This window comes from Shewanella seohaensis (assembly GCF_023283775.1).
GTDB lineage: Bacteria > Pseudomonadota > Gammaproteobacteria > Enterobacterales > Shewanellaceae > Shewanella > Shewanella seohaensis.
In genome coordinates, this window is the sequence record NZ_JAKILE010000010.1 from 80,623 (window position 1) to 98,330 (window position 17,708).

The window sequence follows — 17,708 nt, forward strand, 5'->3', positions numbered from 1 at the left end:
TTTTAAATCAACAAATTGTAAGTTAATTGGGTATTTATAAATCATGGCAATTAAAATCGGAATTAATGGATTTGGGCGCATGGGACGTTTAGCTCTGCGTGCGGCGTGGGAATGGGATGATGTTGAGTTTGTGCAGATTAATGATCCCGCTGGGGATGCGGCTACCTTGGCCCATTTGCTTGAGTTCGATTCAGTCCATGGTCGCTGGCGCAATCCGGTAACGGCGAATCACGATGGCATTCAAATCCAAGATAAAACCATTCGCACCACACGCAATAAAACGATTGCCGAGACCGATTGGTCGGGATGCGATGTAGTGATTGAAGCCTCCGGGGTGATGAAAACCAAAGCCTTACTGCAAGCCTATTTAGATCAAGGCGTGAAGCGGGTGGTGGTAACGGCGCCAGTTAAAGAGGAAGGTGTGTTAAATGTGGTGATGGGCGTGAATCATCAACTATACGATCCGGCAATTCATCCGATTGTGACCGCGGCTTCCTGCACGACCAACTGTCTTGCACCGGTAGTGAAAGTGATCCATGAGCAGATTGGCATCAAGCACGGCTCCATGACCACTATCCATGATATTACCAACACCCAAACGATTCTGGATGCACCGCATAAGGATTTACGCCGCGCCCGCGCCTGTGGGTTAAGTTTAATCCCCACTACTACGGGAAGTGCAACGGCAATTACCCATATATTCCCTGAGCTTAAGGGTAAGCTGAATGGCCATGCCGTACGGGTGCCGCTCGCCAACGCATCCCTCACAGACTGTGTATTTGAGCTGGAGCGCAGCGTGACCGAAGCGGAAGTGAATGCACTGCTACAAACCGCCGCCGAAGGTGAACTCAAGGGCATTTTAGGTTATGAGGAGCGGCCGTTAGTCTCGGTTGATTATAAAACCGATCCCCGTTCGAGTATTGTCGATGCGCTTTCGACCATGGTGGTGAATGGTACTCAGCTAAAACTCTACGTGTGGTACGACAATGAGTGGGGATACGCCAACCGTACTGCAGAGCTCGCCCGCTTAGTCGGCCAGCTTGATTTGCCGCGTTAGGAGAGCACTGTGCCTGCCGCCAAGCTATTTGAACAACTGATGCAATTGCCCGCGGCTGTGCGGCAATATTTGCTGATCACCTTCAATTATTGGAGTTTTACCTTAACCGATGGTGCGCTGCGGATGTTGGTGGTACTGCATTTTCACGATCTCGGTTATACGCCATTCGCGATTGCGATGTTGTTCTTGTTCTATGAGATTTTTGGTGTCGTAACCAATCTGGTGGGCGGTTATCTCGGCGCTCGCCTAGGGCTCAATCGCACCATGAATCTAGGCCTTGGCATGCAGGTGTTGGCATTAGGGATGTTATTGGTGCCAGCGGCCAGTTTACCGCTGTGGCTCGCGGGCGTGCCCTGGGTGATGGCGGCGCAGGCGCTTTCGGGCATTGCTAAAGATCTCAACAAGATGAGCGCAAAAAGCGCGATTAAATTGCTGGTGCCAAAGGGCGAGCAGGGCAAGCTTTACCATTGGGTTGCCCTGTTAACCGGATCTAAAAATGCCCTCAAAGGGGCGGGCTTTTTCCTCGGTGGCGCCTTGCTGGCGGGATTGGGTTTCAATATGGCGATTGCCGCCATGATGGCCGTGCTTGCGCTGGTATGGTTAATGAGTCTGGCCTTGCTGAAAAAAGATCTGGGGAAAGCGAAGAACAAACCTAAGTTTACCGAGATTTTTTCGAAGAGCCGCAGCGTAAACATTCTCTCGGCGGCGCGCCTGTTTTTGTTTGCCGCAAGGGATGTGTGGTTTGTGGTGGCTTTGCCCGTGTATCTGGCGAGCCAATGGGGCTGGGATCATTGGGCCGTGGGCGGCTTTTTGGCGCTCTGGGTGATAGGCTACGGCATAGTGCAAACCTTAGCACCGAAGATTACCGGTGCGAGCAAAGCGGAAGCTGGCACTTTGCAGCGTATCCCCGATGGTTATACCGCCTTAGTTTGGTCGACCTTATTAGCTTTTATTCCCGCATTAATTGCGCTCTGTTTATATTTGGATTTCTCACCACAGCTCAGTCTGATCTTGGGGCTGATGTTATTTGGCGGACTGTTTGCGATTAACTCTTCACTGCACAGCTATTTAATCGTGAGTTACGCCAGTGAAGAGGCAGTATCCCTCGATGTGGGATTCTATTATATGGCCAATGCCATGGGGCGTTTAGTCGGAACCGTGCTTTCGGGGTGGGTGTATCAGAGTTATGGGTTGGTGGCCTGTTTGTGGATTTCGACGGTCTTTATTGCAATGACGGCACTAATCTCTATCAAGCTGCCTCGACAAGGATAGGAATAGGATGCTCTCGGGGTTAAAGCGTTTCACAAGGTCTGCTGTTATTGGCTTAATCGCCCTGTTTTTGCCATTAATTAGCGTGCCAGCGAAGGCTGCGAACGATCCGAAACTAGGCGCTGCGATAACGTCCGATGCAACACTTAACCTGGTGCCAAAACCTATTCGAAATTGGAAAAATCCCGCCTATATTATCCAAGCCTTCGATGAGATAGCCCTTAAAAATGAATACGATAAAGATAAACATCGGGTACGGAAATGGCGTCAGCCCGTGCGCGTCTTTGTTGAGCATCAAGTGGGCGATAATGGGTTGCATGCACAATTGGTGCAGATGCATTTAAGCCATCTGGCACAAATCACTGGCCACAGTATTGTCAAGGTAGATTCGCTCGAAGAGGCCAATTTACACTTAGTCTTTACCCGTCAATCCCAATGGGCCGATGTGGTGATGCGTCTTATGGGGGCAAGTGCAGCCAGTAATATTCATGGCTCTGTTTGTATGGGCAAATTTGCGCTTAATTCCCAGAATGAGATTGAGCGTGCTTGGGTGGTTATCCCCGTCGACCAAGCGCAAATGCATGGCAAATTGGTGGCCTGCGTGGTGGAAGAAATCACCCAAGTGCTGGGCCTACCCAATGATTCGGTAAAAGTATTTCCTTCCATTTTTAACGATAAAACACCGCAGGATTTGCTCACTGGGCTGGATTATATTTTGCTGAAACTGCTCTACAGTGCGGATATTCGCGCAGGTATGACGGCCGCCGAAGTGCTGCCTATATTGCAGAAACTGCTGGAGCAATGGCAGCGGGATGGCACGCTGACACAAGCCGATAAAGCAGTTCGTCAGGGCCAGTTGTACCCACTGTTAGGTTATTGATCCCCAAGGTTTTACATCGAAAGTTGGCTTTGATCATGCTTTACCAATTATTCCTTTTTCTTTTAGGAATAAGGGCATAGTCTATCTTTAAAAGAGATAAATATGCTGGAGACAGGCTATGCAGATGACATTGCAGTTTTTGGGCGCAACCGAGGAAGTGACTGGCTCGTGCCACTTACTCACAGTGGCAGGTAAGCAAATGCTGCTCGATTGCGGCCTCATCCAAGGTGGCAAGGCCGATGAGTTACGTAATCACGAACCTTTTAGCTTCGATCCCCTTGCGATTTCAGCCGTTGTTTTGAGTCATGCCCATATTGATCATTCGGGCCGCTTACCCCTGTTGGTTAAGGCGGGCTATACCGGGCCGATTTTTACCCATAAAGCGACGGCAGATCTGTGTGCCATCATGCTGAAAGATGCCGCCATGTTGCAGGTGCGCGATACCGAAAGAACCAATAAAAAGCGTGCTAAGCATGAGTTGGAGCCTTTAGAGCCGCTATTTACCGTAGAAGATGCGGAGCAGGCCATTACTCAGTTTGTGTCGCTTGAATATGGCCAAGTCACCCAAGTGATCCCCCATGTGGATATTTGCTTATCGGATGCGGGGCATATTTTAGGCTCGGCACTGGTAGAGCTTTGGTTGGGAGAAGGAAAGGCACAGAAAAAACTGGTATTTAGTGGCGATCTTGGCCGTGCTGGCATGCCGATATTACGTAATCCCACCTTAGTCGACACCGCCGATTTAGTGCTAATGGAAAGCACTTACGGTAATCGTTTCCACCGTAGTTGGACCGATACACTGGCCGAGTTAAAGGCGATTTTCGCCAAGGCGGTGACCGAGAGCCACGGCAATATTCTGTTGCCGGCCTTCTCCGTGGGGCGTGCGCAGGAGCTTTTGTACCTATTTCATCTCTATGCCAAAGAATGGGATCTCTCCCGCTGGAAAGTCTGCCTCGACAGCCCTATGGCGATTGAGGCGACGCGGGTGTATGTCAATAACTATCCCTTAATGGACGATGATTTTAAGCGCTTTACGCGCCAGCATCCGGGGCAACATCCGTTATTGTCGAATGTAGAATTTATTCAAACGACTGAGGAGTCTATCGCTCTTAACGATGTGCACAAAGGATTGATCATTATTGCGGGCAGCGGCATGTGTAACGGTGGCCGTATCCGCAGTCATTTAGAGCACAATCTATGGCGCCCAGAATGCGATGTGATTATCTGCGGCTATCAAGCACTTGGTACGCCAGGACGCGCCTTAGTCGATGGGGCTGAGGAACTCACTATCCATGGTAATAGCATCAAAGTTGCCGCTAAATTACACACTGTCGGTGGCTTATCGGCCCACGCGGATCAGGCGGAGTTATTACGTTGGTATCGACATTTTGAAGCGCAGCCGCCCTTGGTGCTTGTTCACGGCGAACCCGAAGCGCAGCAGGGATTAGTCGCGGTGATGAATCAAGACACGAACACCAAACCTAAAGCGCTGGCCATCGCCACCCGTGGTGATATGTTGGATTTAAATGCCTTACCCAAATTAGTTTGGGTGACTAACTAGACAAGATGATGTTATTAATTGGTTAATTTTGCTGCATTATTGACATTGAAGCATGCTTGGTTTACACCTTTAAGCTCTTTACTTATAGCAACTGTATCTCGCTATGATAGACAGGCTCAATGGATTGAAATAATGATAATTCGAAAAAGCTATTTGCTCGTATGTATTCTTTTACTTGCCGGATGTAGCGGGGCAACGTTTAGAACCAATGTCGGATCCGTGGCGTTAAATAATGCGATTGCAGGCACTGTGGAAGTGTACACAATGGCGGAGTTATCGCGACATAAATACGTAGGATTGGGTGAAGTGTCTGCAACCTATTGTAAAAGTGAGATCGACCCAACGGTAAAAGTTGATATTGATGATTTGAAAAAGGATTTAAAGCTTCAAGTACAGAAATTAGGTGGTAATGCGATTATTTTCTACGAGTGTGGCAAGGGGATCTATCCTGCTTGCCAGCAGTATTTAGAGTGCAATGGTGAAGGATTCGAAATCGAAAACTAAACCTTAAAAACTCTGTCTTAACATTGAAGGCTCACATTGTTTGTGAGCCTTCAATGTTAATGGGGGTTTAGTCAGAGTTATTATCAAATTCAGTGTCGTCGAGTAACTCGAGGCTTGGGTCGATACTGGGCACGTCTTTAAATAAGCGGGTGAAGTGACGTTGCACTCCTTTCAGATCGATTCCTGCTAATCCTGAGGCGAAACCAAACCAAGCATACAAGCCGCTGAAGTTGTCGAACATCGGCGGCAAATACTTAGGCGGCGTCAGAATTCCTTCTTGGCAAGCTTGATAGAGCACCGGGATGTCCTCAATGGCGAGTTTGCCTAAAAACAGCATAGGGATCAGTTCGGGTAAACCCGATGTGATGGCGCTGCGGATAAAGTTTATGTTTTCGACATAACCACGCACATAGGAAATATCTTTGGTAAAAAAGCTGCCGCCTTCGACCATGCCGCCACGAAACACCCTTTGTGTGACTCGATAACTGTCCTTGGCACTAAGATTTAACTCTCTAAAATAGTTAAATACTTCAATAAAGTTTGCCCCATTTTCCGCCATATCTACCGCAGCGACACGGTCGCTAATGCGGCGGGCGCGGCCTGGGTTTGAGCTTAGGGTGAGCATTTCGAGTAAGACGGCAAGCCCTTCTTGGGTGGCGGCTACGCGGGGAGAACCGACGCTGAGCCAAGTCGCATGGGGTTGAGCCCGACCATTGAGGGTGGTGCCTACATGCACCCAACCTTCATGAACTTCGTACACATTGAGATCTGACTCGCTGAACATGGCTTTGCTGTTGAGTTTGACCGTATCGCCACCCACAGCGGCGTCAGACACAATCCCGTCACTCAACCGCACCCGCATATCATCACTGTGGAAGTATTTTTCCAATCGCTGGCTCAGTACATTCACGGCTTCGGGCGCACTGATGATTTTAGGGTGATGCTTATTCATATGCCGCGCAGCGGGCAATGAGAAAATATAACTGAGCTTATCGCCTAATTGGCGCAGGGTGTGGCGATCGCCATGTAATCTATGGCTGGCGCTGCCGTAGAGTTCTTGGCTCAGCTGACCAAAGACAGGGGTTCCTCGATGACCCAGCATATCGACCACTAAGCGATATTGGTCGACGTTAGCAACTAAGATCTTACCCAGCTTGTCTTTTTTACCTAAACGGCGGTGGATTTCTTGTTTTAAGGCAAGCAGTTCGGCTTGGGTTTTAACGGGATCGAAGGGCAAGGCAATTTTTTGATAAAAATCTTGGCTAATCGCTGGCAGAACCGTGCCTTTACTGGAGAGAAAGCGCTCTTCCATTTCCCGTGGCCATTTGATGGCATCTAAAATTTTAATCGGCGTTTGGATGCGGATAAGCTCATCGGAAAGGCGGCGTAAATCTTCTTGATACTGGGCTAACGACTCTGACATTCCCGTAATCCTGTTGCTACTTGGACGATAAAAATTAGCTTAATCATAGCGGTAAAGCCGCTGTATTTATAGGTTTCTTCCCCCAAGCAATTGAATATTGTCGATTAAATACCTTGAACACTATCGATTTAATGAATCATTTTGGTGCAACGCGGCTTATTTTAGCGCGAGACAGCGTTAACTTAATCTCATAACCCACTGTTAAACATTAACTTATTTATCTGGCATCAAAGCTGCTTTGGGTGTTTGAGCAATGGGATAACGTCGATGGGAGAGAGTTATGGCTGCAATGAGCTATTTGAGTGTGATTGAGCGTTATCACGAATACGAGGCCACAGTGCATGAGCTGATGGAGTCCATTTTAACGGGGATTGCCGATGCGGACTTATTTCACCAACCTAAAGTCGATATCAAGGCCATGAAAGGCATTGTGGGCAGTTACCCCTTTGTCGAGCTGATGTATTTGCTCGATACCCAAGGAGTGCAAATAAGCCAAAATATCACAGTGGTCGATCAGCAGATCAAGTTAGTGCCCCTTGGCGGTAATCGCGACCGCAGTCAGCGGCCCTATTTTACTAATCGGGATGAGTCCGATGGCGTCAATATCACTCGCCCTTATCTATCCAATGCCAGCGGGAACTTATGTTTATCAGCCTCCTTAGCCATTGTGCAGCAGGAGCAAAAGCTGGGTTATCTGGTCGTCGATGTGGATTTGACGCGAATGATTGAGTTTATGATGGGCGACAGTGCTCGTCGGCGAGTAACGCCAGCCTTTAAAGCCGTATATGGCTTGATAGTCGCAGGGCTTTTTGTGCTGGTGATGGTGCTACTTTGGACAGCGCTTAGGGATATTTATGGGTTATTTGTGGTGGATCATGTCGGGCAAGATCCATTGCAACCCTTTGGGATCATTATCTTTATGACTCTAGCGTTAGCGATCTTTGACCTTGGTAAAACCATTCTCGAGGAAGAAGTGTTAATGCATAAGGATATTTTTCGCCACAGCTCCACCCGCCGAACCATCACTCGCTTTGTTTCAACGATTTTGATCGCCATTTCGATTGAGTCTTTATTGACCATGTTTAAGGCATCACTGGGCGAGAAACAATATATCGAGCCGGCGATTTGGATGATGCTGGCCGTGGTAGGCTTATTAGTCGGGTTAGGGGCTTATGTGTATCTCGGGGCAAAAGCAGAATGGCTGCTGATCAAAACTCAGGCTTATAAGAGTGGCAAAAAGTAGCATCAAAAGAATAGTAAATTGTACACCCAGCCCCAAGGAGCTGGGTGAGGCTTTTAGAAAAACGTCGGGTTTGAGTCACCTAACGCCTTAAGGGAACGGGCAGCTTAGAAAAAGTCGTCATCTCCTAATGCACGTCTTAACTCGGCGCGTTCAAGGTAATCTTCTAAGCGCTTCTTAATTTCGCGCTTATGTTGCATTGCCTCGGCTGCTTTGCTGTTTCTAGGGGTGGTCATTGCCTCAATTTCAGTATCGTTGGGCACGACTTCAGTAATATGAGCCATAACGAATTCCTCATGTTGTTCCTAACGCCTTTCTATCTAAAAAGAGTGTGGCAGAAAAGCAAAAAATTTTGCGAGTCAACGTAAAATTTTCTTCCCGTGGTGCCGAAACGCGACGTCGTAGGCTTGTCATATTATCGCGCTATTTTGGGCTATTTCAGCGAGTGCTGAATTTTGTGATTAAGCGCATAACTCATTATTTTTATTTTCTAAGTTAATTCCTACTTAAATAGTCGGATTGACTTGAATTTGCCTAAAACACCAACAACACTTGGAGAAGTCATTATCATCAACTTGGTGCTAGGGATTTAGCGTGTATGGACATGGATAGTTTCCCCGATTCTTTCAGCCCCTCAAAAAATGTTTATGCCAGCGTAATCAGTTCCAGTTGGTTGATGTTACTCGCCGCCGTTTTTTTTATGGGGATATCCTGGTATGTCCTCGAAGAATATTTACGAGACCGGGGTGAAGAGCGTTTTAACAATAATGTTCAAGATCTTATTGCTGCCGTCAGCGGTCGCATGACCGCCTATGAGCAAGTATTACGCGGCGGAGTTGGATTATTTCTGGCTTCTGATGGGGTGACGCGCCATGAATGGCAACTCTATGTTTCTAATGCGCGCTTATCCGAGTATTACCCAGGGATTCAAGGTTTAGGCTTCGCGCAGCTCTTAACTCCAGCCAACTTAGATTCCTTTACGCAAGAGGTGCAACAGGAAGGTTTTAGCGATTATCGAGTCACTCCCGCTGGTGAGCGGGAGTTCTACTGCGCCATCAAATATCTAGAGCCATTTGACTGGCGCAACCAACGGGCATTTGGTTTTGACATGTGCTCAGAGCCTACCCGCAAAACGGCCATCTTACATGCCATTGCCACAGGGCTTCCCACCGCATCGGGTAAGGTCACCTTAGTGCAAGAAACCCCGGATGATGCACAGGCCGGCATTTTAATGTATGTCCCTTTATACCGTGGTCAGCCGATGACGGAGGAAGAGCGTAAGCAGCAGGCCATCGGCGTGGTGTACGCCCCATTTCGTATGAATGATCTGATGCAAGGCATTATGGGAAAACGTTTCTCGGGATTAAAACTGGCGATTTACGATGGCATGGAGGCCAATAACGAGAGCCTGATGTTTAGCAGTCATAAAGCCTTGCCTTCTACAAATGATGTGTTTTATCAATCCCAGCTAGAAACCATGGAAGGCCAAGTTTGGCGTTTAGATGTGTCCTCTGAGTCACGCTTTATCTCAAGTGCGGAACAAACCCAGAGTGTGTGGCTACAGGTGATTGGGAGTGCGTTTATCTTAGCCTTGTTTTACTCAGTGCTGACGATGGCGCGAAATCGCTATGAAGAGTCACGATTAACGGCAGAGTTAATTGCCAATGAAAAACGCTTCCGCCTCGTGATTGAAGCTTCACCTAGTGCGCTTTTTATGGTGGATAGAAGTGGCGTCATTACCTTAGTGAACACCCATGCCGAACGCCTATTTGGATATGCGCGTGATGAGTTACTCGGTCGTTCAATCAATATGTTACTGCCCGAAGGGGTGAGGGAGATACATCAACAGCATATGGGTGCTTATCTTGCCCAACCGATCGCGAAAAACATGTCGCTGCGGGATGACTTGTTCGGATGCTGTAAGGATGGGACGCGGCTGGCGATTGAAGTCGGGCTAACACCAATTCACTTCAGTAATGGCGTGTCGATATTGGCGACGATAAACAATGTGTCGGAGCGTAAGCGTATAGAAGCGCAGCGCATTGAACATACTAAGGAGCTTGAGCGTATCAATAAGGAACTTGACCAGTTTGCCTACATTGCCTCCCATGATTTGAAGTCACCACTGCGCGGCATAGAGCAATTAACTAACTGGCTCAGTGAAGATCTGTCCGAGAACACCGACGAAAATGTTCAAAAATATTTAGGTTTAATCCAAAGCCGTATTCAGCGGATGGTGTTGCTACTCGACGGATTACTGATGTTTTCGCGTATTGGTCGAGTCGATACCGAGATTGTTGAAGTCGACACTCGGCTGCTTGTGGAAGATATGTTTGCCTTAGTGGCCCCGCCACAGGGATTCAGTTTAGTGCTTGAAGGGAATTTCCCAACGCTTAAGACAGTGAAAACCTTGTTAGAACTGGTGATCCGCAACTTAATCAGCAACGCGATTAAACACCATGATAAAGGTGAAGGTGTCATCAAAGTGATATGTGAAACCTCGGATCATCATTATTGGTTTAGCGTGATTGATGATGGTCCTGGGATTGCCAGTAGTTTCCATGGAAAGGTGTTTCAAATGTTCCAGACCCTTAGACCAAGAGATGAAGTTGAAGGCAGTGGTTTAGGCCTGTCATTAGTTAAAAAGACAGTAGAAAGTCTTGGCGGAAAAATTCAACTAGACTCAGAAGGGCGAGGATGTTGTTTCCGGTTTAGCTGGCCAATGCACATAGTCAACAAGGAGGGGATATGAGCAATAGTCATGACTATAAACAAGTCACCATTTTATTAGTGGATGATGACGATGTGGATTATATGGCAGTACAGAGGGCGATGAAGCAGCTGCGCTTACTGAATCCACTCCTTCGGGCGAGGGATGGGCTCGAAGCGCTCTCTATTCTGACTCATTCGGATGCGATTAAAGGTTCCTATTTAATTTTGCTCGATCTGAATATGCCCCGCATGAATGGGTTCGAATTTCTCGAGCATATTCGCTCCAATCCGGTGTTGTCCTCCTCTGTGGTTTTTATGCTCACGACCTCGAGCGCTGATGAGGACAGAATGAGGGCGTACAGTCATCACGTTGCAGGCTACATGGTGAAAACGGATATTAAAGACGGTTTTAATAACATTTTTAATATGTTGGAAGGCTACTGGCGCATAGTGGAGCTTCCAAGCGTATAGGGTGTGTATATGGATTTACTACTGATCGATGATGATGAAGTCGATAGAACTGCCATTATTCGGGCGCTGCGGCAGTCGAAATTAGCCTTTAATGTCATTGAGGCTAACTGTGCATTTGATGGTTTAAATCTTGCGTTAGAGCGTCATTTTGACGGTATCTTACTCGATTATTTGCTGCCCGATGCTAACGGCTTAGAAGTGTTGATCAAGCTTAACTCTATGACTCAAGAGCAAACTGTGGTGGTAATGCTAAGTCGCTACGAAGATGAAAAACTGGCGCAGCGCTGTATCGAGCTGGGCGCACAGGACTTTTTACTGAAGGATGAAGTCAATTCAAGAATTCTAAGCCGTTCAATTCGTTACGCTAAGCAACGGGCTTCTATGGCTCTGGCGTTACGCAACAGTCACCAAAAACTCAAAGAACTCGCCGAGCACGATTCGCTCACAAAATTAATGAACCGCTATGGATTTGAGTTGTGCCTCAATCGCGCCATCGCGAGGGCGAAACGCAGCAACGATTTTTTAGCGGTGATCTTGCTCGATCTGGATGATTTTAAAGCGATTAACGACACTTTAGGGCATCAAACGGGTGATATCTTACTCGTAAAGGTGGCGTCGAGGTTAAGTTCGGTATTGCGCGATGGTGACGTGATTGCCCGCTTAGGAGGGGATGAGTTTGTGGTGCTGGTGACCGACAATGACTACAAATATTTCCCCATGATAGTCGCCAATCGGTTGCTCAAGGCCTTTGAAGAAGTGTTTGAGCTTGGGGATAACGACGTGATGATTGGCGCCAGTATTGGGGTGGCCTTTTATAACGAGGCCGCATCCGATAGCTCTGAACTGATGAAATGTGCCGATATTGCCATGTATCGCGCGAAAAAAATGGGCCGTAACCAGATCCAGTTTTATTCCGAAGCGTTAGATCGTGAGGTGCGCTATCGCAATCATATCGAGTCTAGCCTGAGAATGGCGCTAAGGCAGAACCAGTTAAAAGTCTATTATCAGGCACAAGTCGACTCCCAAACCCACCAAGTGATCGGTATGGAAGCGCTGATCCGTTGGTTACATCCCCAAGATGGATTGATTTCACCGGATCAGTTCCTCCCCATTGCCGAAGAAATTGGACTGATGGAGGAGATTGGGGATTGGATCCTGCTTGAGGCGTGCCGACAGGCGCAGCAATGGTTGAGCCTCTTAGCGCCGACCGGGCGCAGTTTTACTATGGCGGTGAATCTGTCCGCCTCGCAAATTGGTCATATCGACTTATACGAGAAGATTGTGAAAACCCTAGATGCAACTGGGCTTGCACCTACGGCGCTGGAGTTAGAGATCACTGAAAACTGCTTGATTGAAGAACCCCATGAGCATGCCAAGGTGCTGGATAAAATTGCGCAACTCGGGGTGCGCTTTGCCCTCGATGACTTTGGCACAGGTTTTTCATCATTAGAACATATTAAACTCTTTCCAATCAGTGTATTAAAAATCGATAAGAGCTTTATTGCCTCCTACGATAAGGACGAAAAAGACACTCGTTTACTCGCCGCATTACTCAATTTTGCCTATGGTTTTAACGTCACCGCAGTTGCGGAAGGGATTGAAACCGTGGAGCAAGCCGAGTTTTGCACCGAAAGGCATTGCAATGTGTTGCAGGGATACCTTTTCTCACGCCCCATAGAGGCGAGTGAATTTGAAGCTAAGTACATCACTCCCTTACTTCCTAAATAACGAATCCAAATTGTGAAGATTATCTTACGTTTGGCTAGTGCCGAGGTTTTCGTCTGGTGAGGAATATTTTCTTGCTTTACACTCAGCAATAGACAAATATCTGCGCCCCTTTCTGATGCAGTGTGCTCAGAGCTTCAATCACAGTATTTAATTTGGTCATTTGGCAATGAAAATAGGTATCTTATCCCAGTTCCCTGAGTTGTATTCCACCCGACGTTTAGTGGCGGCCTGCGAGAGCCGTGGCCATGAAGCCGTGGTTATTAATACCTTGAATTGCTACATGAATATCAACTCCATCAAGCCGAGCATTCATTATCAAGGCCAAGAGTTAACTGGATTCGATGCCATTATTCCGCGGATCCACGCCAGTGTGACCTTTTACGGCTGTGCCGTTGTGCGCCAGTTTGAAATGATGGGCGTGTTTGCCGCCAACGACTCGATTTCAATCGCACGTTCACGGGATAAGTTACGCGCGCTGCAATTGCTTTCCCGCAAAGGTATCGGCATGCCAGTGACGGGATTTGCCAATAAACCCAATGATATTCCAGACTTGATTAACATGGTGGGCGGTGCCCCTTTAGTGATTAAGTTGTTGGAAGGCACCCAAGGGATTGGCGTGGTGTTAGCCGAAACTAAAACCGCCGCCGAGAGCGTGATTGAAGCCTTTTTAGGGCTGAAAGCCAATATCATGGTGCAGGAATATATTAAGGAGTCCAACGGCAGCGATATTCGCTGTTTTGTGGTCGGCGATAAAGTCGTGGCTTCGATGAAGCGCCAAGGGCCTGAAGGGGATTTTCGCTCTAACCTGCACTTAGGCGGCTGCGGCGAGAAAGTAAAAATTACGCCCGAAGAGCGCAAGATGGCGGTTGCCGCAGTGAAAGCCATGGGATTAGTGGTGGCGGGGGTTGATATTTTACGATCGAATCGCGGCCCCTTGATCCTAGAGGTGAACTCGGCGCCCGGTATTGAAGGCATTGAGCAGACCACGGGGATTTCGGTGACTGAGCCTATCGTGGAATATATTGAGAAGATGGTATTAGCGCGTAAATCGAATCGCGCCGTGATAGCCTAACAAAAACGCCGCGATAATCGCGGCGTTTTTTTAGCGTTTAATTTTATAAATCAAAGCCGTAGGAATAGCCTAAAACAACCTTGGCATCATCACCCTGCAGATCCGTATCCGACACCATAAATGAGACAGTGCCCATGCTGGTATCGGCACTGAGTGTGACGTTGTAATCTGCGTAGTTATCCTCATCGAACCAAGATTCGACCACATCGCCGCTAGAATAACCGTAGTGCAATGACAGGCTCAGTTTATCCGTCAGTGGGAAAGATGCAGTGGCCGCAAGATAACTCATATCTTTGTTATCTAATGGCTCGGCCGCGACATCATCACCGGCGTTGATCACGTGGGAATAACTGAGTTCAAACCATTTCCAGGTGATGGCACCGTGCAGTTCACCAAAATCGATGCTGCCTTCGGCATCGGGGTAAGCGTAGTAGAGGTAGCCAATATCGTAGCTGAGGTCTTCGGTGATGTTGCCGCCGTAGCCTGCATAGAGATCCAACTCATAGCTGGTATCGTCGCCAAAGTCGACATTTGAGGCCCAAGTGCCGGCATAGAATCCGGAGTCATGGCTATAGTCAATGCCTCCTTGGATGGCGACCGCATCATTGGTTTGAGTGACCCCGCGCCATAGATAGTTTGAGGTGCCGCCAATATTGCCGGACACCGCCGCAAAGGCGTTGGTCGTTAATAACAATCCCGTCGATAATGCCAAAACGCTGTACAGTGATTTTCTCATTCTCATCCCCTCGATTGACTTATTTATCGATTCACTCATGCCACCACAGAGTGGGTGACATTGGTGCATCATGGTTTTTTCTGATAAGGGAATTGCTAATCACATGCCATTATTTGAACATCATTAAAAACAATTGGTTACACAACGTGTGTTAATAAAATGTTTTAAAATGCTCAAAAATGGAGCGGTGGACGCACTGTGTTTGTGCAAAAAATCATCTTTCATGCTTTCGTGAGGGCAAAAAAACGCCTCACAGAGGAGGCGTTTTATAAAATCAATGTCGAGCAAATTAGTTCACACTATCACGCAAGGTTTTACCCGCTTTAAACTTAGGCACAGTGGCTTCAGCGATCTGAATTTCTTTACCTGTCTGTGGGTTACGGCCAGTACGAGCTGCGCGAGTGGAGGTTTCAAAAGAGCCAAATCCAACGATAGAGATCTTGTCACCGTTTTTCATTGATTCAGTAATAGCTGCTTCGAAAGATTTCAATGCACGTGCTGCTTCAGCTTTAGTGATATCGGCATTTTCTGCAATCTTGGCAATAAGTTCAGTTTTGTTCATCTTTATTGTCTCTTCTTTCCGTAGATTTATTAAGTCAGCGTGCCTAACATGCCACAAGGTTTAGCCATTGGAAAGCCCTTTGCTGCGGGCTTGTGTCCTATAAGTAACAAAAATGCAGAATATTTACCCCATTCGTGACTTAGGTTTTATTCTTCGAGCAGTTGATATAAGAGCTGCTTCACCAATTTGGGTTCGAAGGGTTTATCGCACAGGGCATTGACTCCCGCCTGAGAGACATTGCTCAGGTGAGCATCATTCGCTTCCGAAGACACCATGAGGATAGGCACATGGGATTGCTGACTTTCATTGCGGATAAATTGAGTGAGTGCTAGGCCATCAACACTGGGCATATTGTAATCGGTAATGATCAGGTCAAACATATTATTACGCATTAACTCAATGGCTTGAGCGCCATCTTCCGCTTCGGTGATCTGCTTGATCCCAAGGTTGCCAATGGTACGTTTAATCACATTACGCGCCATGCGGCTGTCATCGACCACGAGCACACGCACGTCATGCACATCGAAGTGACTTAGGTCGAGTTCATCGTGGCTGAGCAAATCGATGGTCGCATTCAGCGTCTTGCCTAAGTGTTCGGCATTAAAAGGTTTTGGCAGTATCGCGACTACGCCAGACTGGCGGAAAATCTCCAATTGCTCGCGGCGACATTCGCTCGAAACCAACATAAATTGGATGTCTTTATATTCGCTGTTGGTGCGCAGGTAGCTTAAAAACTCGGTCGCGGTGCCATCTTCAAAATACATGGCACTGGCGATGAGATCCGGCTTGTGGCGGGCAATCAACTCCCTTGCTTGGGTCAAACTTGCGGCATTTTGAATGCTGATAATGCCTTCTTGCTGTAAACGCTTGATGATAATGCGGCGCTGGGTTTCCGATGGCTCAACAATGAGAATCGAGAGTTCGCTAGGCGATAAATGAGTCATAGTGGCTGGCTTTATCAGGTCTTTTAGGGAGCCGTTAACTTAGGCTAGAAACAAGGGCTTAGCAATAAACAAGCTTACGCTTTTACCTTTGCGGTTAAATAATGATGGGTGATGCGGGAAAAGGCTACCCAATACTGCACTAACAACAAGGCGATGATGCTTAAGACTAAGGGCAACATCGGGATGTTGTGACCTTCAACCACCACTTTGACGTCTTGCGGGGTAATTTGATAGGCGATAATCGCGGTAATCCCCAGTGCCGAAAGGCCTAAGGTCTGTAATCCAATATAAATTTTCAGCACTAAGCTAGACCAAGGTGCCTGTGTGAGTATGCCAAACAAAACCGGCAATACACCTAAGCTAAAGAGGTCGAACGAACCGGTAGTAACGGCACGTAGTAGTGCTACCACAGCAAACAGGGTGTAGAGGGCAATCAGTAGAATAAGGCGTTTAGGCATAGGGTTAGCGTTTATGGCTGATTTTAAGTGGAGCAAGTGTAGGAAAAGCCCTGAACTGAGTCCAGCATAACCGTATTATCATGTAGAATACGCCTTTGCTTAGGCATTCCATATTAGGTTAAGTAATGACAGAAGTAGAATTTTGGGACTTAGTGACCCGCAGTGAACCCGCGCAATCCCAGGAATCTTTAGCGCAGGCATTAAAGCAAAAGTTGGCAGAGCTGAGTGACGAGGAGTTAAAAGCCTTCGATAAATTGTTTGGCCAACAGATGCGTCGTAGCTACTTATGGTCGGTATGGGGAGCGGCTTATATTATCACTGGCTGTGATTCCGATTATGCTTTTGCTGAATTTCGCGCGTTTCTGATCTCACTTGGGCAGGTCCGTTACGAGGCGGTGATTGCCAATCCTGACACTTTGGCGCAGTTAACGGCATGGCCTGAGAAGGACGGCTACGCCTATCCTTTTATCGAAGATTACGACTTGATCGCGGGTCAACTATTTGAAGACAGAACGGGTAAGGAGTTGCCTTTTATGCCTTCGGGTAAGGCGACGCCAGTGGGTAAAAAATTTAGCACTAAGCCCAAAGATTTAAAGCAGCAATATCCTGAGCTTAGTGCGCGTTTTCCGTTTTAATTCGGCTTAAGAGCGTAAGCAGGCATTGCTGCTAATATCGAAGGTCATGCCATAGCGAGGGCAAGCTTGGCGCATCAGCTGATGCTCTTGCTCCGCTAATTGACGGCTAAATTCTTGATCGAGCTGCTCAGTCATGCGCTCTTCTGCCTGCTGTTGTGACTGAGCCAGTTTATCAAAGTGAGACTTTACTACTTGTTGCTGCGCAGCACTGAGGGTAGCGGCATGGCTAGGTAAACTGATAAGTGTGCCTAGGGTGAGGAGCGCCAGTAAGGCGAACTTTGCCATTAAAGGTTGCTGTAGATTTGCGGTTGTTAGTTTCATAGATAACTCCAAATTAAAATCACCGGAATTCGGTCGATTTTTAAATCGTCGTTTGGCTTTCATCGTGCATCCATGACAAACAAAACCAAAGGTATTGCTGAAAAATTAAGCTTACCGGAGGGATCTTGAACCTTG

Annotated in this window: 18 protein-coding genes; 11 read left to right on the forward strand and 7 right to left on the reverse strand. The window is 47.5% G+C overall.

The features are described from left to right. Nucleotides 1-43 precede the first annotated feature (43 nt). From L2713_RS12930 to L2713_RS12950, 5 genes are all read left to right on the forward strand, one after another. The gene (locus tag L2713_RS12930; protein WP_248968179.1) at nt 44-1,057 is read left to right on the forward strand and encodes an ArsJ-associated glyceraldehyde-3-phosphate dehydrogenase; all 1,014 of its coding nucleotides are present in this window, start codon (nt 44-46) and stop codon (nt 1,055-1,057) included. 9 nt (nt 1,058-1,066) lie between these two features. Beyond that, nucleotides 1,067-2,329 (forward strand): organoarsenical effux MFS transporter ArsJ, encoded by a 1,263-nt coding sequence (gene arsJ / locus L2713_RS12935; protein ID WP_248968180.1) that lies wholly within the window; start codon nt 1,067-1,069, stop codon nt 2,327-2,329. A 7-nt stretch (nt 2,330-2,336) separates the two neighbouring features. Continuing rightward, nucleotides 2,337-3,206 carry a DUF2927 domain-containing protein gene (locus L2713_RS12940; RefSeq protein WP_248968181.1) on the forward strand — a complete coding sequence of 290 codons (870 nt, stop codon included), beginning with the start codon at nt 2,337-2,339 and terminating at the stop codon, nt 3,204-3,206. Nucleotides 3,207-3,324: 118 nt separating this feature from the next. Then, entirely contained in the window at nt 3,325-4,767 is a 1,443-nt protein-coding gene (locus L2713_RS12945; RefSeq protein ID WP_248968182.1) for an MBL fold metallo-hydrolase RNA specificity domain-containing protein, read from the forward strand. Nucleotides 4,768-4,785: 18 nt separating this feature from the next. Further along, nucleotides 4,786-5,271 carry a hypothetical protein gene (locus L2713_RS12950; RefSeq protein WP_248968183.1) on the forward strand — a complete coding sequence of 162 codons (486 nt, stop codon included), beginning with the start codon at nt 4,786-4,788 and terminating at the stop codon, nt 5,269-5,271. A 67-nt stretch (nt 5,272-5,338) separates the two neighbouring features. Here the strand turns inward: L2713_RS12950 and L2713_RS12955 are convergent, their stop codons facing one another. After that, nucleotides 5,339-6,694, reverse strand: coding sequence for a flavohemoglobin expression-modulating QEGLA motif protein (locus L2713_RS12955; protein ID WP_086902970.1), 1,356 nt, complete (start codon nt 6,692-6,694; stop codon nt 5,339-5,341). A gap of 280 nt (nt 6,695-6,974) precedes the next feature. On the opposite strand from L2713_RS12955, the gene L2713_RS12960 reads away from it, so the two are divergent. Then, on the forward strand, nt 6,975-7,937 hold the full coding sequence (locus L2713_RS12960; RefSeq protein WP_248968184.1) for a PDC sensor domain-containing protein: 963 nt from the start codon (nt 6,975-6,977) through the stop codon (nt 7,935-7,937). Between the two features lie 104 nt (nt 7,938-8,041). On the opposite strand, the gene L2713_RS12965 is transcribed toward L2713_RS12960, so the two are convergent. After that, nucleotides 8,042-8,218 carry a PA3496 family putative envelope integrity protein gene (locus tag L2713_RS12965; protein WP_011621344.1) on the reverse strand — a complete coding sequence of 59 codons (177 nt, stop codon included), beginning with the start codon at nt 8,216-8,218 and terminating at the stop codon, nt 8,042-8,044. Between the two features lie 314 nt (nt 8,219-8,532). Between L2713_RS12965 and L2713_RS12970 the strand changes: the two genes are divergently transcribed. From L2713_RS12970 to rimK, 4 genes are all read left to right on the forward strand, one after another. Further along, nucleotides 8,533-10,686: a CHASE domain-containing sensor histidine kinase gene (locus L2713_RS12970; RefSeq protein WP_248968185.1), complete on the forward strand. Its 2,154-nt coding sequence runs from the start codon at nt 8,533-8,535 to the stop codon at nt 10,684-10,686. After that, nucleotides 10,683-11,117: a response regulator gene (locus tag L2713_RS12975; protein ID WP_248968186.1), complete on the forward strand. Its 435-nt coding sequence runs from the start codon at nt 10,683-10,685 to the stop codon at nt 11,115-11,117. Before L2713_RS12970 ends, L2713_RS12975 begins: the two co-directional genes overlap by 4 nt. Nucleotides 11,118-11,126: 9 nt before the next feature. Continuing rightward, a complete protein-coding gene (locus L2713_RS12980) occupies nt 11,127-12,845 on the forward strand; it encodes a putative bifunctional diguanylate cyclase/phosphodiesterase (RefSeq protein ID WP_248968187.1) in 1,719 nt (572 codons plus the stop codon). A gap of 166 nt (nt 12,846-13,011) precedes the next feature. After that, nucleotides 13,012-13,917 (forward strand): 30S ribosomal protein S6--L-glutamate ligase, encoded by a 906-nt coding sequence (gene rimK / locus L2713_RS12985; protein WP_011621348.1) that lies wholly within the window; start codon nt 13,012-13,014, stop codon nt 13,915-13,917. Nucleotides 13,918-13,960: 43 nt separating this feature from the next. Here rimK and L2713_RS12990 read toward each other — a convergent pair whose 3' ends face one another. The 4 genes from L2713_RS12990 to L2713_RS13005 all read right to left on the reverse strand — a co-directional run bounded on the left by L2713_RS12990 (nt 13,961) and on the right by L2713_RS13005 (nt 16,617). After that, complete coding sequence (locus tag L2713_RS12990; RefSeq protein WP_109286898.1) at nt 13,961-14,653, reverse strand: TorF family putative porin; 693 nt, start codon at nt 14,651-14,653, stop codon at nt 13,961-13,963. A gap of 289 nt (nt 14,654-14,942) precedes the next feature. Next, nucleotides 14,943-15,215 carry an HU family DNA-binding protein gene (locus L2713_RS12995; RefSeq protein ID WP_011621350.1) on the reverse strand — a complete coding sequence of 91 codons (273 nt, stop codon included), beginning with the start codon at nt 15,213-15,215 and terminating at the stop codon, nt 14,943-14,945. Between the two features lie 146 nt (nt 15,216-15,361). After that, the gene (locus tag L2713_RS13000; protein ID WP_248968188.1) at nt 15,362-16,159 is read right to left on the reverse strand and encodes a response regulator; all 798 of its coding nucleotides are present in this window, start codon (nt 16,157-16,159) and stop codon (nt 15,362-15,364) included. Nucleotides 16,160-16,233: 74 nt separating this feature from the next. Then, entirely contained in the window at nt 16,234-16,617 is a 384-nt protein-coding gene (locus tag L2713_RS13005) for a hypothetical protein (RefSeq protein WP_248968189.1), read from the reverse strand. A 125-nt stretch (nt 16,618-16,742) separates the two neighbouring features. Here L2713_RS13005 and L2713_RS13010 point away from each other — a divergent pair, with 125 nt between their 5' ends. Further along, nucleotides 16,743-17,252 (forward strand): DUF4240 domain-containing protein, encoded by a 510-nt coding sequence (locus tag L2713_RS13010; RefSeq protein ID WP_248968190.1) that lies wholly within the window; start codon nt 16,743-16,745, stop codon nt 17,250-17,252. Nucleotides 17,253-17,258: 6 nt separating this feature from the next. On the opposite strand, the gene L2713_RS13015 is transcribed toward L2713_RS13010, so the two are convergent. Then, nucleotides 17,259-17,573 carry a hypothetical protein gene (locus L2713_RS13015; RefSeq protein ID WP_109286901.1) on the reverse strand — a complete coding sequence of 105 codons (315 nt, stop codon included), beginning with the start codon at nt 17,571-17,573 and terminating at the stop codon, nt 17,259-17,261. Nucleotides 17,574-17,708: the final 135 nt, after the last annotated feature.